The 23,872-nt window shown below is 63.7% G+C and carries 24 protein-coding genes, 1 tRNA gene and 3 pseudogenes; 13 read left to right on the top strand and 15 right to left on the bottom strand.

All coding sequences use genetic code 11. The features are described from left to right. Positions 1-36 precede the first annotated feature (36 nt). The 4 genes and pseudogenes from QP165_RS18460 to fabD all read right to left on the bottom strand — a co-directional run bounded on the left by QP165_RS18460 (position 37) and on the right by fabD (position 2,545). A complete protein-coding gene (locus QP165_RS18460) occupies positions 37-273 on the bottom strand; it encodes an acyl carrier protein (RefSeq protein ID WP_031393971.1) in 237 nt (78 codons plus the stop codon). 117 nt (positions 274-390) lie between these two features. Next, positions 391-1,128: a 3-oxoacyl-[acyl-carrier-protein] reductase gene (fabG, locus tag QP165_RS18455; RefSeq protein WP_130324232.1), complete on the bottom strand. Its 738-nt coding sequence runs from the start codon at positions 1,126-1,128 to the stop codon at positions 391-393. 21 nt (positions 1,129-1,149) lie between these two features. Continuing rightward, the gene (locus QP165_RS18450) at positions 1,150-1,557 is read right to left on the bottom strand and encodes a GxxExxY protein (protein ID WP_333996739.1); all 408 of its coding nucleotides are present in this window, start codon (positions 1,555-1,557) and stop codon (positions 1,150-1,152) included. A gap of 27 nt (positions 1,558-1,584) precedes the next feature. After that, a pseudogene (fabD, locus tag QP165_RS18445) lies at positions 1,585-2,545 on the bottom strand (ACP S-malonyltransferase). A gap of 195 nt (positions 2,546-2,740) precedes the next feature. Between fabD and QP165_RS18440 the strand changes: the two are divergent. The 4 genes from QP165_RS18440 to rplI all read left to right on the top strand — a co-directional run bounded on the left by QP165_RS18440 (position 2,741) and on the right by rplI (position 4,669). Next, on the top strand, positions 2,741-3,097 hold the full coding sequence (locus QP165_RS18440; RefSeq protein ID WP_333996738.1) for an RcnB family protein: 357 nt from the start codon (positions 2,741-2,743) through the stop codon (positions 3,095-3,097). A 302-nt stretch (positions 3,098-3,399) separates the two neighbouring features. Then, complete coding sequence (rpsF, locus tag QP165_RS18435) at positions 3,400-3,834, top strand: 30S ribosomal protein S6 (protein WP_031393977.1); 435 nt, start codon at positions 3,400-3,402, stop codon at positions 3,832-3,834. A 2-nt stretch (positions 3,835-3,836) separates the two neighbouring features. Then, the gene (rpsR, locus tag QP165_RS18430; RefSeq protein ID WP_031393978.1) at positions 3,837-4,061 is read left to right on the top strand and encodes a 30S ribosomal protein S18; all 225 of its coding nucleotides are present in this window, start codon (positions 3,837-3,839) and stop codon (positions 4,059-4,061) included. Positions 4,062-4,072: 11 nt separating this feature from the next. Next, positions 4,073-4,669 carry a 50S ribosomal protein L9 gene (rplI, locus tag QP165_RS18425; protein WP_056021874.1) on the top strand — a complete coding sequence of 199 codons (597 nt, stop codon included), beginning with the start codon at positions 4,073-4,075 and terminating at the stop codon, positions 4,667-4,669. A gap of 252 nt (positions 4,670-4,921) precedes the next feature. Here the strand turns inward: rplI and QP165_RS18420 are convergent, their stop codons facing one another. The 3 genes and pseudogenes from QP165_RS18420 to mutL form a co-directional block, all read right to left on the bottom strand. After that, a complete protein-coding gene (locus QP165_RS18420; RefSeq protein ID WP_333996737.1) occupies positions 4,922-5,830 on the bottom strand; it encodes an SIMPL domain-containing protein in 909 nt (302 codons plus the stop codon). Between the two features lie 215 nt (positions 5,831-6,045). Continuing rightward, positions 6,046-6,573, bottom strand: a complete 528-nt coding sequence (locus QP165_RS18415) for an energy transducer TonB family protein (protein ID WP_333996736.1) — start codon at positions 6,571-6,573, stop codon at positions 6,046-6,048. A 194-nt stretch (positions 6,574-6,767) separates the two neighbouring features. Continuing rightward, positions 6,768-8,578, bottom strand: a pseudogene (gene mutL, locus QP165_RS18410) (DNA mismatch repair endonuclease MutL). A gap of 157 nt (positions 8,579-8,735) precedes the next feature. Here mutL and QP165_RS18405 point away from each other — a divergent pair. The 7 genes and pseudogenes from QP165_RS18405 to QP165_RS18375 all read left to right on the top strand — a co-directional run bounded on the left by QP165_RS18405 (position 8,736) and on the right by QP165_RS18375 (position 15,603). After that, entirely contained in the window at positions 8,736-9,776 is a 1,041-nt protein-coding gene (locus QP165_RS18405) for a rod shape-determining protein (RefSeq protein WP_056021862.1), read from the top strand. A gap of 88 nt (positions 9,777-9,864) precedes the next feature. After that, on the top strand, positions 9,865-10,752 hold the full coding sequence (mreC, locus tag QP165_RS18400; RefSeq protein WP_056021859.1) for a rod shape-determining protein MreC: 888 nt from the start codon (positions 9,865-9,867) through the stop codon (positions 10,750-10,752). Next, positions 10,749-11,243 (top strand): rod shape-determining protein MreD, encoded by a 495-nt coding sequence (locus tag QP165_RS18395; protein WP_333996735.1) that lies wholly within the window; start codon positions 10,749-10,751, stop codon positions 11,241-11,243. The genes mreC and QP165_RS18395 overlap by 4 nt, the downstream gene beginning before the upstream one ends. Positions 11,244-11,282: 39 nt before the next feature. Next, positions 11,283-13,356, top strand: a pseudogene (gene mrdA / locus QP165_RS18390) (penicillin-binding protein 2). Further along, positions 13,353-14,462 carry a rod shape-determining protein RodA gene (gene rodA, locus QP165_RS18385; protein ID WP_056021850.1) on the top strand — a complete coding sequence of 370 codons (1,110 nt, stop codon included), beginning with the start codon at positions 13,353-13,355 and terminating at the stop codon, positions 14,460-14,462. Before mrdA ends, rodA begins: the two are co-directional and overlap by 4 nt. A gap of 95 nt (positions 14,463-14,557) precedes the next feature. Continuing rightward, positions 14,558-14,633 (top strand) — tRNA-Lys (locus QP165_RS18380). 151 nt (positions 14,634-14,784) lie between these two features. Beyond that, a complete protein-coding gene (locus QP165_RS18375) occupies positions 14,785-15,603 on the top strand; it encodes a TIGR04255 family protein (protein ID WP_333996734.1) in 819 nt (272 codons plus the stop codon). Positions 15,604-16,570: 967 nt separating this feature from the next. Here QP165_RS18375 and QP165_RS18370 read toward each other — a convergent pair. Both QP165_RS18370 and QP165_RS18365 read right to left on the bottom strand, forming a co-directional pair. Further along, positions 16,571-17,830 carry a tyrosine-type recombinase/integrase gene (locus QP165_RS18370; protein WP_333996733.1) on the bottom strand — a complete coding sequence of 420 codons (1,260 nt, stop codon included), beginning with the start codon at positions 17,828-17,830 and terminating at the stop codon, positions 16,571-16,573. Beyond that, the gene (locus QP165_RS18365; protein WP_333996732.1) at positions 17,830-18,069 is read right to left on the bottom strand and encodes a hypothetical protein; all 240 of its coding nucleotides are present in this window, start codon (positions 18,067-18,069) and stop codon (positions 17,830-17,832) included. The genes QP165_RS18370 and QP165_RS18365 overlap by 1 nt, the downstream gene beginning before the upstream one ends. Positions 18,070-18,167: 98 nt before the next feature. Here QP165_RS18365 and QP165_RS18360 point away from each other — a divergent pair, with 98 nt between their 5' ends. Then, positions 18,168-18,359 carry a hypothetical protein gene (locus QP165_RS18360; RefSeq protein ID WP_333996731.1) on the top strand — a complete coding sequence of 64 codons (192 nt, stop codon included), beginning with the start codon at positions 18,168-18,170 and terminating at the stop codon, positions 18,357-18,359. A gap of 763 nt (positions 18,360-19,122) precedes the next feature. Here the strand turns inward: QP165_RS18360 and QP165_RS18355 are convergent. From QP165_RS18355 to QP165_RS18335, 6 genes are all read right to left on the bottom strand, one after another. Then, positions 19,123-19,368 carry a hypothetical protein gene (locus QP165_RS18355; protein WP_333996730.1) on the bottom strand — a complete coding sequence of 82 codons (246 nt, stop codon included), beginning with the start codon at positions 19,366-19,368 and terminating at the stop codon, positions 19,123-19,125. Then, complete coding sequence (locus tag QP165_RS18350; RefSeq protein WP_333996729.1) at positions 19,365-19,904, bottom strand: hypothetical protein; 540 nt, start codon at positions 19,902-19,904, stop codon at positions 19,365-19,367. Before QP165_RS18350 ends, QP165_RS18355 begins: the two co-directional genes overlap by 4 nt. Beyond that, the gene (locus QP165_RS18345) at positions 19,901-21,340 is read right to left on the bottom strand and encodes a hypothetical protein (protein ID WP_333996728.1); all 1,440 of its coding nucleotides are present in this window, start codon (positions 21,338-21,340) and stop codon (positions 19,901-19,903) included. Before QP165_RS18345 ends, QP165_RS18350 begins: the two co-directional genes overlap by 4 nt. A 98-nt stretch (positions 21,341-21,438) precedes the next feature. Next, the gene (locus QP165_RS20130; protein WP_443019337.1) at positions 21,439-21,831 is read right to left on the bottom strand and encodes an HIRAN domain-containing protein; all 393 of its coding nucleotides are present in this window, start codon (positions 21,829-21,831) and stop codon (positions 21,439-21,441) included. After that, the gene (locus QP165_RS18340) at positions 21,831-22,712 is read right to left on the bottom strand and encodes a DUF7946 domain-containing protein (protein ID WP_333996727.1); all 882 of its coding nucleotides are present in this window, start codon (positions 22,710-22,712) and stop codon (positions 21,831-21,833) included. Before QP165_RS18340 ends, QP165_RS20130 begins: the two co-directional genes overlap by 1 nt. After that, positions 22,709-23,425 (bottom strand): S24 family peptidase, encoded by a 717-nt coding sequence (locus QP165_RS18335; RefSeq protein WP_333996726.1) that lies wholly within the window; start codon positions 23,423-23,425, stop codon positions 22,709-22,711. Before QP165_RS18335 ends, QP165_RS18340 begins: the two co-directional genes overlap by 4 nt. A gap of 99 nt (positions 23,426-23,524) precedes the next feature. Here QP165_RS18335 and QP165_RS18330 point away from each other — a divergent pair, with 99 nt between their 5' ends. After that, positions 23,525-23,737: a hypothetical protein gene (locus QP165_RS18330; RefSeq protein ID WP_333996725.1), complete on the top strand. Its 213-nt coding sequence runs from the start codon at positions 23,525-23,527 to the stop codon at positions 23,735-23,737. Positions 23,738-23,872 lie beyond the last annotated feature (135 nt).

The raw sequence follows: 23,872 nt of genomic DNA, 5'->3' as shown, positions 1-23,872 counted from the left end.
CAGGGCAGGTCCGAAGGCTCGGACCTCAGGCCCTGATCAGGCCTTGTGCTCGTCGATATAGGTGATCGCGTCCTTGACGGTGGCGATCTTCTCGGCCGCATCGTCAGGGATCTCGACGCCGAATTCTTCCTCGAACGCCATGACCAGCTCGACGATGTCGAGGCTGTCGGCACCCAGATCGTCGATGAAGCTCGCATCTTCGGTCACCTTGTCGGCTTCGACGCCGAGATGCTCGACGACGATCTTCTTCACGCGGTCTGCGGTCTCGCTCATGTTCGTTCCCTCTATCTTTGGGGGTTTTTGACAGTTCCTGAACGCCCGTAGAACGGGGTCCGTTTCGTGGCAAGCGTCAGTTCATCGGGTTAGGCGCTCACTCCACGCGATTGCGCGTCAGATCATCGCCATTCCGCCGTTCACGTGCACGGTCTGCCCCGTGACGTACCCGGCCTCGCGGCTGGCGAGATAGACGACCGCCGCGCCGATGTCCGCGCCTTCGCCCAGCCGTCCGGCGGGAATCTTCGTCGTCAGCGCGGTCTTCTGCGCCTCGGGCAGCGCGTCGGTCATCGGCGAGGTGATGAAGCCGGGCGCGACGCAATTGACGGTGATGCCGCGGCTGGCAAGTTCCTGCGCCATCGACTTCGACATGCCGATCAGCCCCGCCTTCGACGCGGCATAGTTCGCCTGGCCGGGATTGCCGGTGACACCGACGATCGACGTGACCGAGATCATCCGGCCGAAGCGCGCCTTCATCATCGGCTTGGCGGCGGCGCGCATCAGGCGGAACGCGGCTTCGAGGTTGACGCGGATGACGCTGTCCCACTCCTCGTCCTTCATCCGCATCGCGAGATTGTCGCGCGTGACGCCGGCATTGTTGACGAGGATATCGATCTTCCCGAGCGCTTCGACAGCCTGCGGCACGAGCGCATCGACCGCGGCGCCATCGGACAGGTTGCACGGCAGCGCCACGTGATCACCACCGAGGCTGGCACGAAACGCCTCCAGTTTGTCGGCGTTGGACCCGGATACCGCCAGCCGCGCGCCTTGGGCTGCGAGCGCCTTGGCGATCTCGGACCCGATCCCGCCCGATGCGCCCGTAACCAGCGCGGTCATGCCTGTGAGGTCGAACATTCTAATCTCCAGTAAATTGGTTCACGCGAAGGCGCGATGGCGCGAAGGGGTGTAGCCGTTGACGACCCGGCGGAGCCCTTCCTTCAGCGTTTCGCCTCCGAAGTTGATCAGCAGCCCAAGGGGCTGTTTGGTAAGTCGCAGATAGGTCAGCAATTGCTTTGCATGAGCGGCGTTCAGCCGCTCGACGGATTTGATTTCTACGAGCAACCGATTGCCAATGACGAGATCGATGCGGAATGCAGCGTCGAAGTGCAGTCCCTCGAAATCGATCGAAACAGACCGCTGCCGCTCGACCCGATATCCCAGACTGGTGAGCTTGGCGGCAAGAACGGTCTCATAAACGCTTTCAAGCAAACCAGGCCCAAGCTCGCGGTGAAGGCGCAGCGACACATCAATGACGTCGGAAGCAGCTGCCTCGATATCCATCATCTTCGCGCCTTTGCGCCTTCGCTTGAGTCACATCTTCTTCACCAATTCCTCGATGTCGTCCATCGTGATGACGCTGACCGTCTCGACGTCGGGGGCGATGCGCTTGACCATGGGCCCAAGCACCTTGCCGCCGAATTCGACGAACTGCCCAACGCCGGCCGCGTGCATCGCCAGCACCGATTCGCGCCAGCGGACCATGCCGGTCACCTGCTGCACCAGCAGATGCCGGATCGCGCCGGGCTCTGCGACAGCCACCGCGTCGACGTTGGCGAACACCGGCACCAGCGGCGCGCGCAGGTCGGCCTCGAGCAAGGCCGCCTCCATCGCGTCGGCGGCGGGCTGCATCAGCGGGCAGTGGAACGGCGCGGAGACGGGGAGCAGGACAGCGCGCTTGGCGCCGAGATCCTTGGCGAGCGTGATCGCCTTCTCGATCGCGAGGCGGTGGCCGGAAATGACCACCTGCGACGGATCATTGTCGTTGGCGACCGTGCACACCAGCTCGGGTCCGCCCTCGGCCAGGATCGAGATCGACCGCGGCGCCCGCGATCAGCTGCGCCTTCTCCAGATCGGCGCCGAGCAATGCCGCCATCGCCCCCTCGCCGACCGGTACCGCCGCCTGCATCGCCCGGCCGCGCAGCTTCAAAAGACGCGCGGTGGTCGACAGGTCGAGCGCGCCCGCGGCGCAGAGCGCGGTATATTCGCCGAGGCTGTGCCCCGCGACATAATCGGCCTTGTCGGCAAGCCGCAGACCGCCTTCCTTCTCGGCGACGCGCAGCGTGGCGATCGCGTTCGCCATGATCGCAGGCTGTGCGTTCTCGGTGAGGAGCAGGTCGTCCGCCGGCCCCTCGCTCATCAGCCGGAACAGGTGCTGGCCGAGCGCCTCGTCGACTTCGGCGAAGACGTCACGGGCGATGCTGCTGGCGTCGGCGAGCGCCTTGCCCATGCCGACCGACTGGCTCCCCTGGCCGGGGAAGATGAACGCGCGCATGACCTCTCCTCTTTGAAGCGGGCGGACTAGAAAGGTGCGGCCCGAGTTGCAACCGCACGAACCTGAACGAAGGCGCCGGGGTTGCGACAAACTGCGACCATTTCGCCGCCCCTGCGACAAGCGCCTGCGACAACCGGCCCCCAGATTATGGAGGACGCCGCAGCAACGGCGCCGTGTTTCAACGGGAGATTACCCATGAAGAAGTTCATCCTCAGCGCACTCGCCGCCACCCTCGTCGCCAGCCCGCTGCTCGCCGCCGCGCCGGCCGAAGCGCAGCAGCGCCGCGAAGTGACCACCGTGCGCCAGAACAACAATGGCCGCACCGTCGTCACCAAGAAGACGGTCGTCCGCCCGAACCAGTATCGCAACTGGCGCACCGGCCAGCGCTTCGATCGTCGCCAGGCGCAGAACTACCGCGTGATCACGACGTACCGCAACTATCGCCTCGCCGCGCCGCCGCGTGGCAGCCAGTGGGTCCGCTCGGGCAATGACGCGGTGCTGATCAACGGCCGTGGCAACGTGGTCCAGGTGCGTGGCGGCGCGTTCCGGTAAGACCGTGTCGTCCTGAGACCCGCGCCGTCCTCGATAGACCCCGTCATCCTGACGAACGTCAGGATCCAGGGTCAGACAGGGCGGCGCTCCGTTACTCTGGACGGAGGAGGGGGTGGACGACGGAGGGGTAGAAGGGCCACCAGCACCTTCGACACCTTGCCTTTCCCCGCCAATCGGGTAAGGGCCATCGCAACCGGGGTGAGGGACTCGCGTCTCTCGCCCCTGTTTGCATTCTAGACGACAGCCGGAGGGGTGCACGCATGGGGCGTGTATCAGCGATCGGCCAAGACGAAGGACAAGACATGGCTCTTTACGAGCACGTGTTCCTTGCGCGCCAGGATCTGGCACAGGCGCAGGTGGACGCTCTGGCGGAAATCGCCACCAAGATCGTGAACGACAACGAAGGTCGGGTCGTAAAGACCGAGAACTGGGGCCTGCGTTCACTGGCGTACAAGATCGCCAAGAACCGCAAGGCGCACTACGTCATGCTCGAGATCGATGCCCCGGGCAACGTGATCGCAGAGCTGGAGCGCCAGACGCAGATCAACGAAGACATCATCCGTTACATGACGGTCAAGGTCGACACGCTCGAAGAGGGCCCGACCGTGATGATGCGCAAGTCGGACCGCGACCGCGAGCGTCGTGGCGACCGCGAAGGTGGCCGTGAAGGCCGTCCTGACCGCGGCGATCGTCCGGACCGTGGTCCCCGTCGTGACCGCGAAGAGGGAGCTGAATAATCATGGCACGTCCATTCTTCCGCCGCCGCAAGAGCTGCCCGTTCTCCGCCAAAGACGCTCCCCGGATCGACTATAAGGACGTCCGGTTGCTGCAGGGCTTCGTGTCCGAGCGTGGCAAGATCGTCCCGTCGCGTATCACTTCGGTGGCCGCAAAGAAGCAGCGCGAACTGGCCCAGGCCATCAAGCGTGCGCGTCATCTGGGCCTGCTGCCCTACATCGTTAAGTAAGGAGCGCCCCCATGGACGTCATTCTGCTTGAGCGCGTCGAAAAGCTCGGCGCCATCGGCGACGTGGTGAAGGTAAAGGACGGCTACGCCCGTAACTTCCTTCTCCCGAACAAGAAGGCGCTTCGTTCGAACGAAGCCAACCGCAAGGTTTTCGAAGCGAACCGTGCGCGGATCGAGTCGGACAACGCATCGCGCCGTGCCGATGCCGAGACCGAAGCGAAGACCTTCAACGACACGACCGTGACCCTGATCCGTCAGGCGTCGAATACCGGTCAGCTCTACGGTTCGGTCGCGGTTCGCGATCTGGTCGACGCGCTGGTGGCCGATGGCCACAAGGTCGGCAAGTCGGCGATCGTGCTCGACAAGCCGATCAAGGCGATCGGCCTGTATACCGTCAAGGTATCGCTGCACCCCGAGGTGTCGGTGGCCGTCAAGGTCAACGTCGCCCGTTCGCCTGAAGAGGCCGAGATGCAGGCTTCGGGCGTCGACGTGATGTCGTCGATGTTCGAGCGTGACGAGGCTGGCTTCGTCGAGGATTACGATCCGAACGCAGAGCCCGGCGCCACCGCCGAAGCCCCGCGCGACCAAGAGGAAGAGGCGCAGGGCTAACCCCCTCGCCTTCTCCAGGCCAACACGAAAAGGCCCGCCCGGAGCGATCCGGGCGGGCCTTTTTGCTATGTGCGGCGGGGGGAAACCTCAACCGGTCCTATGCCACGTATTCAGGGGCAGGTGACGCAGGCCCCGATCATCGCGGCCAGCGGGATCAGGGCGAAGACGATGGGGAATAGCTGTTTCATGGCCTGAACTCTTGGAGACGGAATGAAACCGGAATGCGCAACCGCGGGAAAGGTTGCGACAGGATTAACGCCGGAGGATCACGTCTCGCACGGCGTTCGGATACTCCTTTGACCGCGCAGGATTTTTCCCGCCAGCCGGCGTAAAATTTTTCAAACCCGTCAGGCCCGCCGCATCATGACTGTCGAGGTCAGGCGCGCCGACACCGTGCTTATGGCACGATCGCATAGCTGACGAAGACCTGCGCCCGCGTCTCGATCGGCTTTGGCTTGAGGTCGATCGGGATCGGCGCGGCCATGCTCGGCGCGGGCGGTGCGGGGGCGCACCCGGCGCGACGCGCGCTTGCGCGCCAAACTCGAAATTCGCCTGGTCGCGGACGCTGATGATCGGGCCGAGCCATACCCCGGCACCGCTCGCCACGGCTTCGGCCCGCTGGCGCGCGGCTGCGATCGCGGCGGCACTGGCGCGACCCTGCGCCTCTTCCGGGTTCGCCAGGGCAAAACCCTGCAGCCGCGCATCGCTCGCACCCAGGCGCGAGGCAAGGCCGGCGGCGGTCCCCGCCTTGGCGACGTTCCGCGTCCGGACGGCGTTCTGCATCGTCGCGATATAACCGGTCACCGCGCAATCGCCCGTGTTGAGCCGCGGCTGGCTGCCATAGCCGCGCCCGTCCGCACACGTGCCGCTACGCGCCTCGATAACGGTGATGTTGCTCGTGGTGAGTTCGCTGCCGGCGCCGAGCAATCCCAGGACGCCGCCCGTCACCGCCTTTTGCTTCGCCGCCAGCGCGGTGGTCGCCGCATCCGGCGTCGCCCCCTCGCCGCGCAGATAGATGTCGAGCAGTGCCAGATCGGGCGCAGTCTCGACGCTCGCCGTCCCGGTCACCTGGATGATCCGCTCGGACGACTCCTGCGCCAGCGCGGCCTGTGCAGGCACGATCTGCGGAAGCAGCAGCGCGACCAGGGCAAAGCGGTACATCATCGTCCATCTCCCGCCGCCCCTGTCCCCGGGTACCGGCGGCCGGACTATAGCAAGGCCGCAAAGCGGCGCCAGCCACGCCGCAAGGCGGTGCCTGCACCATAGGGCCAGCCCCGGTCAGCCGAATGCCGACCGGGGGCCGCATCAAGCTTGGTGGCAGACACACCCCTCCCCGCCCGCAGAAACGGGGAGGGGTGTGGCCGGTTATGCGTGCCTCAGGATCCGGCACCCGCATATGACGTGATCACCATCGCCAGGGCATCCGGATCGCCGGTGGATGCGATGCGCGTCGTTTTCGCCTCTTTGCGAAGCAGCGCAACCTGCCGGTCATAATCGGCATAGTTGGCCGCGAAGAGAAGGTTCGCGACAAAACGCTGACCGGACCGGAACCCGTCCGGCATCACGGGCAACGTCCCCAGCCGGTTGATGGAGAGCATCGCGGCCCTGTCCAATCGCCGGTCACCCGATTTCCTGGTGACGGTCAGCGCCGTCGGTCGATTTGCACCATCGGCCCGGAAGCTGACGGACACGATCCCGCTTTTTGGCACCTCGTTGATGAATTGCGGGAAGACCATCACCCGCTCGAGTTTGCGGCTCACCGCGGTCACCCACCGGGCGGGCGTCTGCTTCAGAGCCTGGACCTGGATGTCCTGCTCCTGCGACTTGGCGTATGACGACGATGTCGCGAACAGCAGCACAAGCGCGGATATGAATGCTTTGAGAAGTGTCATCACGATCTCCATTTCAGGACGATCGGCCGATGAGCGCGCGCATACCCTCTGCGGTATGAGCAGCGTCGATGTCACGGTCGAAGGGGGCGGCGTGATTCTGCGGTCAACGCGCCTTCCCGCGCTCGCTCTCCTGCAACCGACAGCCGCGGTCAATTCGTAGAACTACGTATGCGGTTCCTCGACATGTCCGCGCGCGCCTGACCCGGCTATTTGCGCCCGAACAGTTTCTCGATGTCGCCATGCGCCAGCTTCACCCAGGTCGGGCGCCCGTGATTGCACTGGCCCGAATGCGGCGTGATCTCCATCTCGCGGAGCAGCGCGTTCATCTCGGTCACCGACAGGATCCGGCCCGCACGGACCGAGCCGTGGCACGCCATCGTGCCCGCCACCGCGTCGAGCCGCTCCTTGAGCGACAAGGCCTCGTCGAAGGCCGCGAGTTCGTCGGCGAGGTCGGTGACGAGCCCCTTGGGATCGCTCTGGCCGAGCAGCGCGGGTGTCGCGCGGACGAGCATCGCGCGCGGCCCGAACCGTTCGAGGTCGAGCCCGAAGTCCGACAGTTCGGCCGCGCGCGATTCGAGCCGGTCGCATCCGGCCTCGTCGAGCTCGACGACTTCGGGGATCAGCAGCGCCTGGCTGGCGATCGTCCCCCCGACGAGTGCCGCGCGCATGCGTTCGAGGACGAGGCGTTCATGCGCGGCATGCTGATCGACAAGGACGAGGCCGTCCTCGGCCTCCGCGACGATATAGGTCTTTGCGACCTGGCCGCGCGCGACGCCCATCGGGAAGGCGCTGGTCTGCGGCGGGGGCGTCCAGGCGGGTTCGGCGCGCGCCTGCGGGGGGCGGCGAAGAAGGTCGGGCGGGCGTCGTTTACCGTGGCGTAGCTGCGGGATTCCAGGGGTAGTCTTTGGGGCGTGCCCTCACCTTCCCACCCGCTTTGCGGGCGGGCCCCTTCCTCTCCCCCGGGGGAGAGGAAGTTTCCTGTTGCCACATCGCCAGGGCGGAGTCGCTGGCGCGCTGGCTGCGGTGGCCGGCGGCGTCGAGCGCGCGGCGCAGGCCCGAGACGATGAGGCCGCGGACCATCGCCGGGTCGCGGAAGCGGACCTCGGTCTTGGCGGGGTGGACGTTGACGTCGACCTGGTCGGCGGGAACGTCGAGGAACAGCGCGACGACCGCGTGCCGGTCGCGCGGGAGCATCTCGGCATAGGCACCGCGGATCGCGCCCATCAGCAGCCGGTCCTTCACGGGCCTGCCGTTGACGAACAGATACTGGTGGTCGGCGATGCCGCGATTATAGGTCGGCAGGCTGGCGACCCCGCCAAGCACGAGCATGCCCGACTCGACCGGGCGCTCGATGTCGATCGCGACCGAGTTGTCGGCGAGCGCGCGGTCGGTCAGCGTCGCCACGCGCCCCGGGCGATCCTCGACCTGCATCGCCGACATCGCGCGCCGGCCGTCATGCTCGATCGTGAAGCCGATATCGGGACGTGCCATCGCCAGCCGGCGGACGACGTCGAGACAGGCGGCATATTCGGCGCGCGGACTGCGCAGGAACTTGCGACGGGCGGGAACGCGCGCGAACAGGTCCTCGACGATCACCCGCGTCCCGGGGGAGCGCGGCGGGTGCCTCGCGCTCGACGCGGCCATTGTCGACGATCCGCGACCACCCCTCCTGCCCGCGGACGCGGCTCTCGATCGTCAGCCGCGCGACGCTCGCGATCGAGGGCAACGCTTCGCCGCGGAATCCGAGCGTCACGACCGATTCAATGAGCTCGTCCGGCAATTTCGACGTCGCGTGGCGCTCGAGTGCGAGCGCCATGTCGGCAGGTGTCATCCCGCATCCGTCGTCCACGACTTCGATCCGCGCGGTGCCGCCGTCGACCAGCACGACGGTGATCCGCCCTGCCCCCGCGTCGATCGCATTCTCGACAAGTTCCTTCAACGCACTGGCGGGCCTTTCCACCACTTCACCGGCGGCGATACGATTGACCAGATGCTCGGGTAGACGCCGTATTGACATGGGTTTGCGTCTAGACCAAGCGACGGCATCCCGCGACCCGCAAACGCCCCTCTTCTTTAGTTTAGGCACCCGGTGGAGGACAACGCCGGCGGGCCTCGCGAGATTATTGTGCGATGTGCTGCCCGTCCGGCGGCCAGGAATACGGGACCCTGATTGAATGGCCTTTTCGCGTTTCTTCAAGTTCATGTCGCATGACATGGCGATCGATCTCGGTACCGCGAATACCGTCGTCTATGTCCGTGGCCGCGGCATCGTCCTGAACGAGCCGTCGGTCGTCGCGGTCGAGACGATCAACGGCATCAAGCGCGTCAAGGCCGTCGGTGACGACGCCAAGCTGATGATGGGCAAGACCCCCGGCAACATCGAGGCGATCCGCCCGCTTCGCGATGGCGTGATCGCCGATATCGACGTCGCCGAGCAGATGATCAAGTATTTCATCCAGAAGGTGCACGGCCCCCGCCGCTTTGCCCGCTGGCCCGAAATCGTGATCTGCGTGCCGTCGGGGTCGACCAAGGTCGAGCGTCGCGCGATCCGCGATGCCGCGTCGAACGCGGGTGCCAGCACGGTCTGGCTGATCGAGGAGCCGATGGCCGCCGCGATCGGCGCCGACATGCCCGTCACCGAGCCGATCGGCTCGATGGTCGTCGACATCGGCGGCGGCACGACCGAAGTCGCGGTGCTCAGCCTGCGCGGTCTCGCCTACACGACGTCGGTCCGCGTCGGCGGCGACAAGATGGACGAGGCGATCGTCAGCTATGTCCGCCGCAACCACAATCTGCTGATCGGCGAAGCGACCGCCGAGCGGATCAAGCAGGAAGTCGGGATCGCCAAGCCGCCCGCGGACGGGATCGGCACGATCATCCACATCAAGGGCCGCGACCTCGTCAACGGCGTGCCCAAGGAAATCCAGATCAACCAGGGCCAGATCGCCGAGGCGCTGAGCGAGCCGGTCGCGACGATCGTCGAGGGCGTCCGCGTCGCGCTGGAGAACACCGCGCCCGAACTGGCCGCGGACATCGTCGACCAAGGCATCGTCCTGACGGGCGGCGGCGCGCTGCTCCAGGGGCTCGACGAGGTGCTGCGCGACGAGACCGGGCTGCCCGTGACGGTCGCCGAGGATCCGCTGACCTGCGTCGCGCTCGGCACCGGGCGCGCGCTCGAGGATCCGCTGTTCCGCGGCGTGCTGATGAGCGGCTAAAAAAGGACTGGGGTGGAAATCGCATCGTCGGGACCGCGGGGATAGGGCCCCCGGGGCCGGCGATGCCCGAGAGCAAGGGGACAGGCGCATGGCGCCAGCCCGCGACCGTCGCACGGGATTTTCAAGGCGACGCCAATATGGTGTGTTCGTTGGCTACGTGCTCGCGGTCGCTGGCGCGGCGGTGGGCGCGGCGCTGCTCGTCATGTCGACGTTCAACCCGCCGGCGTTCAGCGCCGCCCGGATGGGAATCGCCGGGGTCACCACGCCGGTCTCGTCGGGTCTTGCCTGGGCCGTCGGCGGGATCGCCGCGATCCCCGAGGCGATCGGCCAGTATTTCTTCGTGAAGCAGGAAAACATCGCGCTGCGCCGCGAACGCGACCAGACTCGCGCGCTGCTGATGCGCGCACGGGTCATCGCCTATGACAATCGCCGGCTGCGGTCGTTGCTCCACGTGCGCGACCGGATCGCCGATCCGGTGGTGTCCGCGCGGCTGGTCAGTTCGAGCGCGTCGAGCGGTCGCCGCTTCGCCTTGCTCAACGCCGGACGGTGGAGCGGGGTCGGCCAGGGCATGGCGGTGCGCGGCCCCGACGGGCTGGTCGGCCGCGTCATCGAGACGGGCCCCAACGCGGCACGCGTGATGCTGCTCACCGACGTCGACAGCATCGTGCCGATCCGCCGGACCCGCGACGGCCTGCCCGCGATCGCGGTCGGGCGCGGCGACGGGATGATCGACGTGCGGTCGGTCAACGCCACCAACGTGCGTTTCAAGGCGGGCGACCTGTTCGTGACGTCGGGCGTCGGCGGGCTGTATTCGCCGGGCATCCCCGTCGCACGCGTGATGCAGGCGGGCGCGGATTCAGTGATGGCGCGGACGTTCGCGCATCCCGACACGCTCGACTTCGCCGTGGTCGAGCGCAGCTTCATGCCCGTGCCCCCGCCCCGGCCGATCGCCGCCCAACCCGACGCGCGCCCGTGAGCACGCGAAACTCGGTCGACTACAAGCCGTTCGAACCCAAGGTCGCGGGCGGACGCGCGCGCGCGATCCCGTGGCTGACCGTCATGGCCGGATCGCTGATCACGATCGTGCCGATCGTCGCGACGATCCCGATCCTGCCGCCGTTCGGGTTCGTCATGCTGCTCGCGTGGCGGCTGCTCGCGCGCTACGCGCTGCGCCCCTGGGCCGCGGCACCGCTCGGGCTGTTCGACGACCTGCTCAGCGGCCAGCCGCTTGGCAGCGCGGTACTGCTCTGGTCGCTCGCCTTCGTCGTGATCGACATGATCGAGCAACGGCTGGTGTTCCGCGACTTCTGGCAGGACTGGCTGATCGCGAGCGGCGGGATCGCGTGCTGCGCGCTCGGCGGGCGATTTCTTGCGGTCAGGGTCGGCACGCATGTCGACACCGTGCTATTGGCGCAGATCGTGATAACCATGATGCTTTTTCCCTGGCCGCGCGCATCGTGGCGATGATCGAACGGCGTCGTGCCCAGGAATGAGTCGAATTCAGCAATGAGACGCCCGCCGCGCGTGGTGACCGAAATGTCGCAAGCCTACAGCTTCTCACGCCGCGCCTGGATATTGGGCGCGGCGCAGGGCGGCGTGGGCCTGATGCTGGCGGGGCGGATGGCGTGGCTGTCGATCGCGCAGAACGACCGCTACACGATGCTGTCCGAAAGCAACCGCGTGAACATGACGCTGTTGCCGCCGCGACGCGGCTGGATCGTCGACCGCCACGGCGTGCCGATCGCGAACAACCGCACCGATTTCCGCGTCGACATCATCCCCGACCGGCTGCGCGACAAGGAACGCGTGCTGCCGCTGCTCGGCCGCATCCTCCAGCTGCCGCCCGAGGAGGTCGAGCGGATCGCGATCGATCTCGATCATGCCGCCGGGTTCCAGCCCGTGCAGGTCGCGGAGAATCTCGACTGGGAACGGTTCGCCGCGGTCAGCGTGCGGCTGCCCGAACTCCCCGGCGTCGCGCCGACGCGCGGCTTTGCGCGTAACTATCCCGCGGGCGCCGCGGTCGCGCATCTCACGGGCTATGTCGGCGTGCCCAATGTCGAACAGTACAAGAAGACGCGCGACCCGTTGCTCGTCACGCCGGGCTTCAAGCTCGGCAAGGACGGGCTCGAGAAGATGCTCGAGGACGAGCTGCGCGGCCAGGCCGGCGCGAAGCGCGTCGAGGTCACCGCACGCGGCAAGCTGGTCGCCGAACTCGCGACCAAGCCCGACGTGCCCGGCAAGACCGCGCGCCTGACGATCGACGCCGGCCTGCAGGAATATGCCGCGCGCCGACTCGGCACCAATTCGGGATCGGTCGTCGTCATCGACTGCCGCACCGGCGAGATGCTCGCGATGGTGTCGATGCCCGCCTATGATCCCAACAGCTTCTCGGACGGGATCAGCCATCTCGAATGGCAGATGCTGAGCGACGACGATCACGTGCCGCTGATGAACAAGGTCACGCAGGGGCTGTATCCGCCGGGCTCGACGGTCAAGCCGATGAACGGGCTCGCGCTGCTCCATGCGGGCATCGAGCCGGGCGCGCGCGTCAACTGCTCGGGCGCGATGCGGCTCGGCACCAGCGTGTTCCACTGCCACAAGCGCGGTGGCCACGGGCCGCTCGATCTCAAGAACGCGATCATGCAGAGCTGCGACATCTATTTCTACGAGATGGCGCGGCGCGTCGGCTATGACCGGATCGCGCCGATCGCGCGGACGCTGGGACTAGGGCAGAAGTTCGACCTGCCCTTCTCGACGCAGCGCTTCGGGACGATGCCCGATCCGGCATGGAAGCTGCGCAAGTACAAGCGGCCGTGGACCGTCGCCGATTCTGCTCAACGCGTCGATCGGTCAGGGCTATGTGCTCGCCAATCCGCTTCAGCTCGCGGTGATGGCGGCGCGGCTCGCCTCGGGGCGCGACCTTCAGCCGAGCATCCTTGCAAGCCAGGTGCACCGCGACGCCCCCGCGCTCGACATTGATCTCGGAGAACCTCGCCCGTGTCCGCGAGGCGATGTTCGGGGTGATAAACGGCGGCGGCACCGGCGGTGCAGCCCGGCTGCTCATCCCGGGCGTGGCGATCGCGGGCAAGACCGGCACCGCGCAGGTCCGCCGCATCACGATGGCGGAGCGGCGTTCGGGCGTGCTCAAGAACGGCCAGCTGCCGTTCAAGCTGCGCGACCATGCGCTGTTCATCGGTTTCGCGCCCGCGGACAATCCTCGCTACGCGCTCGCGGTCGTGCTCGAGCATAACGGCCATACGGTGCGCAACCTCGACACGCCGATGATCGCACGCGACATCATGACCTACATGCTCGACCGCGATCGTGCGCTGAAATCGCTGGCGGAGGTCGAGCCGACCTGGGGCGGCGACATCAGGACGCGGATGGCGGCGACCGCCGCCGCCTATCGCACCGCGCAGTCGGCACCCCCGCTGCGATCGCGACGAAGACCGATGCGATCGTCCCCAGCGACGCGCCCGCGGTCGCCAACGCGACCGACAGCGCCAACCGCGCGCAGGCCGATCTGGCCACGTCCGACGGCGGCGTCGCCGAGGACGGCACCACGGAGCGTGTCCAATGACCTCGCGTATCGTCCCAGAACAGCTTGCCGCGCTGCCGTGGCGCACGCTGCTGCTCGTCGCCGCGATCGGCACCTTCGGGCTGGTCGTGCTCTATTCGGCCGCCGGCGGCTCGCTGCGGCCCTGGACGCTGCCGCAGGGCGTCCGCTTCTTCGTCCTGCTTGCAGGGTCGGTCATGCTGTCCCGCATCCCCGAACGCGTCTGGAAGGCGGCGACCTGGCCGACCTATGGCGCGCTCGTGCTGGCACTGGTCCTCGTCGAACTGCTCGGCGCGGTCCGGGGCGGCAGCCAGCGCTGGCTCGACCTCGGCTTCATCCGGCTGCAGCCGTCCGAACTGATGAAGCCCGCGATCGTGCTCGCGTGCGCGCGCTTCTACGACATGCTGCCGCCCAACGAGACGCGGCGGTTCGCAGGGATCTGGCCCGCCGCGGTGCTGATCGGCATTCCAGCGGCGATCGTGATGAAACAGCCCGACCTCGGCACCGCGCTGATGATCTGTGCGGGCGGCGCGACGGTGATGTTCCTCGCGGGCATCCCGATCAGGCTGTTCGTCGGCGGCGCGGTCGCCGCGTCGGTCGCGATCCCGCTCGCGATCAACTTCGCGCTGCACGACTACCAGCGCAACCGGATCCTGATCTTCCTCGATCCCGAGAGTGACCCGCTGGGCACCGGCTATCATATCAGCCAGTCGAAGATCGCGATCGGATCGGGCGGGCTGTGGGGCAAGGGATTCCTCAACGGCACGCAGAGCCATCTCGACTACCTCCCCGAGGGGCATACCGATTTCGTCTTCGCGACGATGGCCGAGGAATGGGGGCTGGTCGGCGGCTGCCTGCTGATCCTCGCGTTCCTGCTCGTGATCCGCTGGGGGATCGAGGTCGGCCAGCGCGCACAGTCGCGGTTCGCGCGGCTCGCCGCCGCAGGGCTCGCCACGACGATCTTCTTCTATGTCGCGATCAACCTGATGATGGTGATGGGCCTCGCCCCCGTGGTGGGCATCCCGCTGCCGCTGGTGAGCTATGGCGGGTCGTCGCAGATGACGGTGCTGTTGTGCCTCGGGATTTTGATGTCGATTGACCGCGAAAATCGAAAAACTGTTCGCTGGTAGGACGAAAAGGGGTTGCAGCCCCCGATGAGTCTGCTAACAGCGCGCCTCCAGCAGCGGGGCGCCACACCAGGGCGCCACCAAAACCGCCCCGGAATGGACGCATAGCTCAGTTGGTAGAGCAGCTGACTCTTAATCAGCGGGTCCTTGGTTCGAGCCCAAGTGCGTCCACCATCCACCACCTTGAAGGAAAACGATTTTCTCGGTGGCGGAGCTTTGTTCTCCCGACATGTTCCGACACGGCATTCCGACATATTGGCGCCGCTGATTGCAGCGACCTTCAACGATTGCTAACGGTAGCCATATGGGGGGGATGATTGCTCAAATGAAAAGCGCAACGCGATACTCGCATCCGCCTGTCAACGAGGTGGGTATCACGGTAAGTCTTGCCGACGTTGGCCTTTTTAACCCATTCAATGTGCAGTCACTTCACGAGCAGCTGGCGCGCGAATTTCCCAGCGTTCAGCGCGCTGATCCGTTTGACGGCGCTGATTTCGAACAATTTGCGGGTCTTCCACCGCTTACCGACGTCCCCCACCTGTCGCGTTGGTGGTTTATAAGCAGCGACGGCTCCAATCTCGTACAGGTTCAAGATAATTTGCTTGCCCGCAATTGGAGGCGTCTCGTCGGCATCGATGAGCCAGCAAACTACCCGGGGTTTGATGAAATTCGGTCGAGCTTCCATAACGTTAGGGCGACGATTTCTGAATGGCATCGGCGCCAGAATACCCGACTGCCGAACCCGCGCGCTGTCGAGCTCATGTATGATGACGTAATTGGTGCGCCGAAAGGGCAAACTCGGGCGCTTCTTTCGTCTGTTTTGAACCACGTTCAGCGAGAGCCAAACGATGGGGATTCACGGGGCGAGTTTGTCCCCATGGGCAACTGGCAAAATGCGTGGCTCGAACGTATTCCTGTGGATGATAGCGAAGCTACCCTTAGTGTGCAGATTGTTGCTGCTTCGCTGCCATCAGCGGAGGGCGAGGAAGTGCGGCCGGTAATTCGGATTCTCTGGAAGGCGTCTATGCTCGTTGCTGAATGGGAACAGGTCGACACATTTCTTGATGCAGCACACGCTTATATCGCTCACCGCTTTGACAGTCTTATCACTGATGAAGCCAAGCTGCGTTGGTCAGCTCAATGATTGCCTTGCGTGGAGCTACTTCAGCACTGGTATTAATTTCCACGTCGTTTCAAACGGCGGCGGCCGGCGCTACTGCGCCCAGCCAGCCAGGTGTTCAATTCCCGCTATTGCAGAGGTCACCATCATCTCATGAGACAATTCCGTCGAGCGGGATTGTTTGGGTTGATCGGGAAATCCACAAGCTAGCTAACCTACCTGCGAATTGGGATGGTTATGGCGCAAGCCCCGTCTCAAGGGGGCATCTCCGGCAGATTGCCAACGTTCTCAAAGAACATTTTCGGAATGGCTTGCCTGATGGGTCCCTCGTTCCCGGCGCAGATAGCTCGGTCCAAATCGAATGGCATCTTCAAACGATGTCGTTTGGCTTCCTGGTGGACGAAGACGGTTCCTTTTATTCGTGGCACAAGGATCGTGAGACCGGGTCACTAGTGGATGCCGAAGCAAGTGGGGCTGTTACGCTTCTAGAGGCGTCGGTATTGCGAGCTCTTGCCTAGGAATGTGTGAGCCAACTGCGCAGAGCTACGAGATTGACGACCGATATGACGATATCGGCATAGGTAATGCAGATCGGCTACTGAGGCATTGCCGTTCGCCAGTCCAAGTTGTGCCATGTCCCGTAAACGGGCGACGAATTTCCTCTCAGGCATTCAAGGCGGCCAAAGGTGAGAAGCACGTATCTATCGATCTTGAGTGCCTACTTGCTCAGAATGGACTGCCACCGGACGCCCGATACGGATTAATGCCCAGCACTCATGCGTTGGGCGCTGTCACGGCCGCGGACGCCCGTGCGTTCGGCCAAGGAGTTGCTTGGACGCCAAAGCCAGCGGATGCGGAAGCAGTCGGTGCTGCAAGCCTTGCCAATCCGTATCACGGGGAAGTCTTGGGTCCGCTGACAAAGCGGGCGCTGGTCGAATTGGCTGAGGCACTAGTTTTGGTACGAAACGATCTCGCTGCCTAAGATCCCGAATCAGACCTCTGCGCCACCCAGCGCCTCAATATGCCCACGCCGCGTTGCGCCGATCCGGCGGGCTTTTTCGGCGCTAGCCTTGTTATAGATTCGCGTCACTGCGAGCGTTTTGTGACCTGAGACCGCGCGCACGTCGTCCTCGCCGGCGTCGCCGATCTCTGTGATGCCGCCATGCCGGAATCCAGTGAACGTCATTGCCTTCGGTAAACCGGCCTCATCGCATATCTTCCGATGGACGGACGACATGCGCCGCTCCTTGTACTTCTGCCCGCTGCGCTCCTCGAGCACGATCACTTCGGCATCGGCAGCGACCACCGCACGCGATCGGGCGAGCTCTTCCTCCAGTTCGGGATAGAGCGACACCGTCTCTGGTTTGCCGTCGTGGGCGGTCACGACGATCGACAGCGGCAAGGTTACTGGATTGCCAGTCTTTGACTGCACGAGGCTGATCTCCTCGCCTGGCCGATACCCTGCCCACTCGATCCCACGATGTTCCTTCCCATCCGAATCCTCGAACCCAAACGCATCCCATACGCGCTGGCAACATTCGAAGCAGAGCGCGGCAGCCGTAGCCATCGACTGGAAGCCCAGCTTACGGGCCGTCTCGCGGTAGAGGTTATACTCCGCCCGGCTCGTCTCGCGATTGCCCTTAGCGGCCGTGCTAGACAGCCCCATGCCCTTAAACGGGTTTTCCTTCACGCCAGTGATCCGGTGGTGACGCGCCGCCCACGTCCAGACGAGCCGGCAAACCTGCATGGCATAGGATGCCTGCCGTTCCCCCTTCTCCTTCAGCTTCTGGTAGAGCTTGTCAGCGACCGTGGCGTCGACCTTGGAAGCTATGCGCTTGCCGAGCGGCGGCTGTCCGACTTTCGTCTCGAACGCCACCAGCATGTCCATGAGCGCCTTGTAGTCCTTGCGCGTCTTCGCCTTGTTCTTGGTGAAACGCCCCTGCTCGCGGTACCACTGGAACAGCCATGCTACGGTGCCCTCGGCGATACGCCCCTGCCCCATCTGACCCGTACGCCATTCGCGCAGCGCTTCGTTGAGGGCCGCGCCCTTCGCATGCACCTGGGCAAGGTCAGTACCGAGCGCCGTCGAGATCACGGGACATGCCTGACCGTGCCGTACCGCGGGCTTCCTCTTGCCTGTCAGGGGGTCCTTCGTAGGCCGCGCCCAAGGCGGCAGCTCGAAGTAATAGCCAGTCTTGCCACCCGCGAGCGGGGTGGGCCGAACGTATGCCGGCAGTCGCGCGATCGCCATCAGTCGAACTCGATTGCGCCGTCGTCGGCGGCTGCGCTGGCGAACAGGCTATGCACGGCAGCGTCCAGCGACGATCGCGCTGCGATCGCAGCGCCTCGAGGCCCACGGAGGCAGAAGCGAACGGTCCCGCGACGTTCCCACTCGCGCAACTGGGCCTCTGCAACGCCTGTGTACGCAAGCGCCATCTCACGGGTCATGGCGACCGGCCAATCAGGCAGGCGTTCAAGTGCGAGGCCCATCAGCGCAAGCTCCTAGCGATTGATGTGGGATAGGAAGATCGATCGGCCCCTGCAGGCCGCGATGATGCGTTGAGGACGCTCCAGCAGAGGAGTTGATCATGACCGACAGCAACCCAGCCGACCCAAGCAAGGCTGACTTCGCGGACACTGCGAAGAAAAGCACGGAAGCCGGCATCGCGGATGAGAGCGCTGCATATGAGCAGGCAATTGACGGCGATGACGATGATCAAGTTGCCGAGGGTAAGTGGAAGTCGACCGACGACGGAAGCGGAACTAGCGAGACCGACTGAGCTAGACCGAACGCTATCGGCGCGGCCAAGCTTAACCCGGTGATTTATGGGCAGGCCGCTATTGACCTGCCCAGTCCCGCAATGAGACAGTTGACGCTTCAGACGGAGCCGACGACTTATGATCAATGACGACGGCAGCTTCGAACTGGAATTCACCGACAACAGTGCCCCCGGAGTTTTCGAACCGGTTACAACGACTGTCCGCGGCCGGCTGTCGCCCGCGGCGGCCGTGCATTTTGCGCTCCTTGAACGTAACAAATCGTCCGAACGAGTGGCCACATTGTTCCGAGCTGCGGTCGAAAACCGATGGCGTATCGAAGGGCTCCGCGCCGGAGATCTGGTCGTGAGGACCACCGATTTCCGAAGGTAGCCGTCGGCACGCGCGGTACTCGACACTCGCGCGCCACCCTCATGTGCGGTGCGATCGGTCTGACTGCGATTAAATGCTTCGGCTGCCGTCATGCTGCGATCCGACGAAACGGCGTAACGTTGTGGTCGCCCTCCCCGCCCTGCCCGGCGCGTTCGCCGCCACCCGGGCCACCATTGCCATTCCGCGCTCCATACTCGCCGCATCCGCGGCTCTCATGGGTTACCGGGAACACCGATACGGGGAACGGCAATTCACCTTGAACGACCGTAGGAGCCCGCCGTTCGCAGGTGCCTTGATCCGTGGCCGATGATGGATCTCGTTGCGCGTTCGCCAGCTTCGGCCCCATGCGCCGCCAATGGCGGCACGTCGCACAGGTCGTGGATCGGTCCGTCATCATATCGGCATCCTCCCATCCCAACGACCGCACTCGCTTTCCTGATGCGTGACGGGGAAAGCGCTCGCGACGTAGATATCGCGTTCGATGTCGTCGTAGTCGGAGAGCGGTATGCTCGGCCCCGGCAGCATCCGGGCAAGAAGCGTCTCGCTGATGAGTGGCGGATTGAACCGGCAATCTCCGAACTTCTTGGAGATATCGCTGTCGGCGTAGCGATCCCAGAATCGGCAGGACGCGCAGGTCATTGGTTCGTCTCCTCGTCCTGGGCAGCCGCACGAGCCTTACGCTCGGCTTCATAGTTGCGCTGGCGGCGGGTCTCGCGCTCGATGACCACAGCGACGCTCCCGAAATCTTCCGGCTCAGCGTCATATCCGAACTGATGGATCGCGCCGTTCGAGAACTCGAGGTACTCAGGAAACCAGTTGCCAGAGCTAGCGGGATTGAACCCGCGGCTGACGCCCGCAGGCGTGACCGGCCGAACCTGTCCGTCGATGCACAGCGCCCATGCGATGATCGGCGCCTTGTCTACGAACGGCTGCTCATTCTCGGCAAGCCCGCCGTACACCGTAATAAGCCGGGTGCCAGGCTCCACCGGCATGAGCTGGACAGGCCTGGCTTCCAGCGCCGCGTAGTCGAACGCGAAGAGCTTCAGAGGTTCTTTCCCTGAATGAAGCTCCAGAAGGTAGTGCTCGGAATGCCTAGGCGTCTGGTGGTAATGCTGGACTGCTTTGATGTCCGACAACGTGCAGACGTCGCCGCACGATTCAACGAGGCCCATCATGCGCCTTGCTCCGCCAAGCTGACACCTGCGATGCGTGCTAGATCTTCAATCGCAGCCCATGCCAGTCGGGTGTACATATCGGACATGGCAAGGCCGTCGGCGAACTTGGGCAGCTTCGTGTTCGATATTGCGAGGTCCGACCAGTCTTCGCCGGTCTGGTGAAGAAACGCGACGCGAAGCTTCGCAAGCACGCCTTCGATCGTGGTCGCGGCATTGTCCATGAGCACGGCTTCTGTCGCGTCAACCCGCGCGAAATACGTGTCTTCCTCATGGCCGTGAAGCTCGACGCCTTCGATTGCTTCAAACTCCCGGCGACGCGCGGCGAAAGCTGCAAGGAGGGCTTCGTCCGTTTGCAAATGCGCGCCATGTCGCCCGAACCGACGAGCGTCGATCGTGATCTGGCGGATCGCCTCAGGGGCGTACGTCAGGTCGTAACCGTCCATTTCGACGAAAATCTTCAGCTTGATTGCCAGCTCCGATGCACTCGGTGCCGGGATACGATAAAGCCACTGCACCGCGTCGTGTTCGGCCATCAGCAGGACGTCGAACTGCTCCTGCACACTATCCTTGACGCTCTCCGCCACGTTGGGTGTCGCGAAGGTCGAGGAATAGATATCGCGGTCGTAGGCGTAGAGCGTGTGGTGCGCCTCCTCATATCGCGAGTATGCCCGCTGCCATGAGATGAAGGGTCCACCCATAAATCGGTCGTAGCTAGCGGGCATTTGAGATGACCCGGCAGGCGTCCGTTGCTCAGCGCTATCTAGGCCGCGTGCGAAGCTGAAGGTGCTCGTGATAGCCGAGCCGATTGGGAGACTGAACGAGCTACTGCTGTTGGACAGTTGCCATGCGCGGCAGCTCAACTCGTTAAACAACGCCGGCAGCGGCGACACCCAGTCGAGATCCGCGCTCAAGCCACGCAACAGCGTTTGTTCGCAGCCAAACTGATCATTGGATTTGACGTCTGCGAACGGTCCGAAGGCCGAACAATCTGCCGTCTCTATTCCTACGACGAGCATCTTGATAATAACGTCGTGCATATGCTCGGCGGATACCTCGCCCAGCACTCGACCCGCTGCCGCATTCCGCTGGCAGCGAAGGTCCCCATCTGCGTCGGTCTCAAAGATTGTACTGAGATACGATGCCGCTTCGCCCCAGCGAAGAAACGCTGAGTACATTCGCGGCGACAGCAGCTCCTGCGCCTTCTCAACCAGTGCGCAGGTCATGCTCTGAATAAGCGTGACGTTCTCGGCTGCTGCGACCCCCTGGTCCCAAACCAGATCATCCAGCGTGCCATCGCGTGTGTCCGCGGGCAGCTTTGCCATCGCGTCGTGAACCGCGGCGGTCGCCTCGCCTGCGATAAACGCGACCCGGATGTTGGGTTGCGCCGCTAACGTTGGGATGTTCGTGAAATCAGTATGCTTGAACTGCGTTGCCATGTCCGACCTCCCAAAGCGCAACCTCATATTGCGACCTTCGAAAGCGTTTATGTGGGATGTGTCCTACTTGGTCAAGCGTAAAGTAGGCCTGATCCTACTTATAGGTCATCGTCATAGATCTGATCTGGCCAAAAGCCGTCTGCGCCCGGGGCGGGCTCGTTTGATGTTGTAAGGGGAAGTGACGGCTGCTCGCCATCGAATGCAACACGGATCCAGCCCACTTTCGGCTCGAGGCTTTGAAATATGGCTGTGGCATCATGGCCCTGTCGCCACAGGGTGCCGATGAACACGGCACGCTCCGATGCAAGGTATCCGAGCTGAACACCACGGCAAGAGAACACGGCAATTGCGTGCTCATCGAACTGGTTTTCGGGCTCCGGCCGTAGCTCGATCGGCTCGCCTGGCTTGCATATTTCAAGCTCGAACCGTCGGCCAGGACCGCGCTTGTTTGGGTAATCTATGCCGACGATTGCTAGGGAAATAGCGCGCACTACGCGGCCAGTATCTCTACCGCGTTGGAGATATGCAAACGCTCGATGCGGCCATCGCGGAAAGTCTTCTTTGCGTCGATGACTAGCCGGGCTCGAATCGTCGCGGCCTCGGTGTAAAGGTTGGGTGAGATATCGAATGCCGGATCGGTGACATTGGCAGTCATGAAGCCTTCGCCATCCAAACGCGCAATCTTCAGCGTTCGGTTGTGGTGTTGATAACCATCGACCTGCACCACGATCCTCTCTTGATCGCCAACGGTAGCACCGCCACCCTCACGAATAACATCAGCCATCGCGGCGTCGATCAGATTCCCATCGCCGGTTGCCTCGCCGATTTGCAGTTGATCCACGGAGCGTCCGACCGGTGCGACGGCTTGCTTGGAAGCGTACCCGGACCGCTCTGCTACGGAGTGAGCCAGATGGCCTATCGTTTCGCGTAATGTATCATGCCAGCGCTGGTCTGCGCGGTCCCTGGTCGCCTCTGTAATACGCAGGATTTCTAACATGTTCTCTTTGTGTACCTCAGCCTCCGCTGGCCGTCCACCGCGGACTTTGAGAACATATGCTGCAAACTCCATTGCGCTTTTGGCTCGTCCCGAGGCAACGAAATCCCATAGAAGTGGCAGTTGCCCTATCATCGGGGCAAGGCCGCCTAATATTTCAACCGAGCCTGCCCGCGGGGCATTTATCTCAAACGCGATCGGCGGACGTTCGCGCCGGGTAGGCAATCTTTGCTCAGTAAGAACCATAAGGCCGTCAGCCATAATGCGATCTAGGCCAATCAACGATGCGCCGAGGTGTCGCATTTCGATAGCGTTGCGGGTGGCGTCTCTGCCTCGGTAAAGGAAGCGGAATGTGCGCTCTGGTTCCGGCTCGCTCAAAGGTCCCTCGCAAACCGGATAACGCGCCCGCCGATCCTAATTTCGTCTCCACCGACCTCGTAATTGTCGATCGTCGGGTTATCAGAAATCACCAATACGCGGCCCTCCTTAAGGGAGCGTAACCGCTTGATCGCAGCGGCGCCGTTGATCGACACGGCCCACACTCGGTCCTGCTGGTTGAGGTTCGTCTGGGTGCTGTCAATCCAGACTAGATCGTTGCTATTCAGCGTCGGAAACATGCTGTCACCCACACCGCGCGCGATACGCAAACGGTGCGGAGGAGTGCGCGTAAAGCCGCGGACGTAGCCCAAGTCGAAGGATACGGGTTCCTCTTCAATATAGTCGTCGACTGTCGCGCCTGGCCCCATGGGCAGTGACAGATCGAGCTTAATAATTTCGACCATCTCGCCTGCATCAGCTGTATGTATTTTTGGCTGGTCGGCGTCGAATGCTGGCGGCTGTTTTATGGGCGATGATCGCGGATGCACGAGCTCGACAAGTTGCTCGTCGGGAAGCGACAGTACTCGCTCGATCGCTCGCAATGTGTCCGGACCAGGCCTCTTGCTCTTTCCACGCTCAATATCCCAAAGTGGTTTTCCGGTCGTTCCTAGCGCCTTCTTGAGCAGCTGATCATTTGCATCGCGAGTTCGACCTGAGGCTATCACGGCCTCACGAATAGCAACTTGAAGCGGGGTCGCACTGTTATCAGTCATGTGGGGCTCTTCCCACATTTGGCTTCTTATCGGAATGCTAGGACGCAGCCTACACAAAGTGATTGACTGTGGGACACGCCCTACATTACGGTCTGTCTTATGCAGACCGATACGCTCCCCCTCGTCGATGCGATCTCGATCTTCATCGATGATCATGCAATGTCACCGGTGACTTTTGGCCGTAAGGCCATGCGCGATCCGCATTTCGTCAGCCAGTTGAAAAACGGTAGACGCGTATGGCCGGAAACCGACGTGCGCGTTCGCAATTTTATGGCAACGTATCGCGTTAGCAACGCTAGCATTGCAGCATGAACGCGGCTGATCGCTTTCGTCGATCTGTATGGACACCAATGCCAGTTAGCGTCATGGCGCTTAATACGGCATGGCTGATATACCATCCGTGGAGTTGGTGTGCTTCTCCGCCGCCAACTTCTAAGCGCTTTTTAC

This window comes from Sphingomonas sp. 22R3R2A-7 (assembly GCF_036856055.1).
Taxonomy (GTDB): Bacteria; Pseudomonadota; Alphaproteobacteria; order Sphingomonadales; family Sphingomonadaceae; genus Sphingomonas.
The sequence above is the reverse complement of the archived record's forward strand: the minus strand, read 5'-3'. Positions and strand labels throughout refer to the sequence as shown.

What these genes read in the sequence shown, in the direction of transcription:
- QP165_RS18370 (WP_333996733.1), bottom strand. Translation starts at nt 17,830, where the DNA reads ATGGCGATCGCGCGACTGCCGGCATACGTTCGGCCCACCCCGCTCGCG.
- QP165_RS18335 (WP_333996726.1), bottom strand. Translation starts at nt 23,425, where the DNA reads ATGACTGATAACAGTGCGACCCCGCTTCAAGTTGCTATTCGTGAGGCC.
- QP165_RS18350 (WP_333996729.1), bottom strand. Translation starts at nt 19,904, where the DNA reads ATGATGGGCCTCGTTGAATCGTGCGGCGACGTCTGCACGTTGTCGGAC.
- QP165_RS18345 (WP_333996728.1), bottom strand. Translation starts at nt 21,340, where the DNA reads ATGGCAACGCAGTTCAAGCATACTGATTTCACGAACATCCCAACGTTA.
- QP165_RS18450 (WP_333996739.1), bottom strand. Translation starts at nt 1,557, where the DNA reads ATGATGGATATCGAGGCAGCTGCTTCCGACGTCATTGATGTGTCGCTG.
- QP165_RS18415 (WP_333996736.1), bottom strand. Translation starts at nt 6,573, where the DNA reads ATGGAGATCGTGATGACACTTCTCAAAGCATTCATATCCGCGCTTGTG.
- rpsF (WP_031393977.1), top strand. Translation starts at nt 3,400, where the DNA reads ATGGCTCTTTACGAGCACGTGTTCCTTGCGCGCCAGGATCTGGCACAG.
- QP165_RS18355 (WP_333996730.1), bottom strand. Translation starts at nt 19,368, where the DNA reads ATGACCTGCGCGTCCTGCCGATTCTGGGATCGCTACGCCGACAGCGAT.
- rodA (WP_056021850.1), top strand. Translation starts at nt 13,353, where the DNA reads ATGACCTCGCGTATCGTCCCAGAACAGCTTGCCGCGCTGCCGTGGCGC.
- QP165_RS18460 (WP_031393971.1), bottom strand. Translation starts at nt 273, where the DNA reads ATGAGCGAGACCGCAGACCGCGTGAAGAAGATCGTCGTCGAGCATCTC.
- QP165_RS18405 (WP_056021862.1), top strand. Translation starts at nt 8,736, where the DNA reads ATGGCCTTTTCGCGTTTCTTCAAGTTCATGTCGCATGACATGGCGATC.
- QP165_RS18360 (WP_333996731.1), top strand. Translation starts at nt 18,168, where the DNA reads ATGACCGACAGCAACCCAGCCGACCCAAGCAAGGCTGACTTCGCGGAC.
- QP165_RS18440 (WP_333996738.1), top strand. Translation starts at nt 2,741, where the DNA reads ATGAAGAAGTTCATCCTCAGCGCACTCGCCGCCACCCTCGTCGCCAGC.
- rplI (WP_056021874.1), top strand. Translation starts at nt 4,073, where the DNA reads ATGGACGTCATTCTGCTTGAGCGCGTCGAAAAGCTCGGCGCCATCGGC.
- mreC (WP_056021859.1), top strand. Translation starts at nt 9,865, where the DNA reads ATGGCGCCAGCCCGCGACCGTCGCACGGGATTTTCAAGGCGACGCCAA.
- QP165_RS18365 (WP_333996732.1), bottom strand. Translation starts at nt 18,069, where the DNA reads ATGGGCCTCGCACTTGAACGCCTGCCTGATTGGCCGGTCGCCATGACC.
- fabG (WP_130324232.1), bottom strand. Translation starts at nt 1,128, where the DNA reads ATGTTCGACCTCACAGGCATGACCGCGCTGGTTACGGGCGCATCGGGC.
- QP165_RS18330 (WP_333996725.1), top strand. Translation starts at nt 23,525, where the DNA reads ATGCAGACCGATACGCTCCCCCTCGTCGATGCGATCTCGATCTTCATC.
- QP165_RS18375 (WP_333996734.1), top strand. Translation starts at nt 14,785, where the DNA reads ATGAAAAGCGCAACGCGATACTCGCATCCGCCTGTCAACGAGGTGGGT.
- rpsR (WP_031393978.1), top strand. Translation starts at nt 3,837, where the DNA reads ATGGCACGTCCATTCTTCCGCCGCCGCAAGAGCTGCCCGTTCTCCGCC.
- QP165_RS18420 (WP_333996737.1), bottom strand. Translation starts at nt 5,830, where the DNA reads ATGTACCGCTTTGCCCTGGTCGCGCTGCTGCTTCCGCAGATCGTGCCT.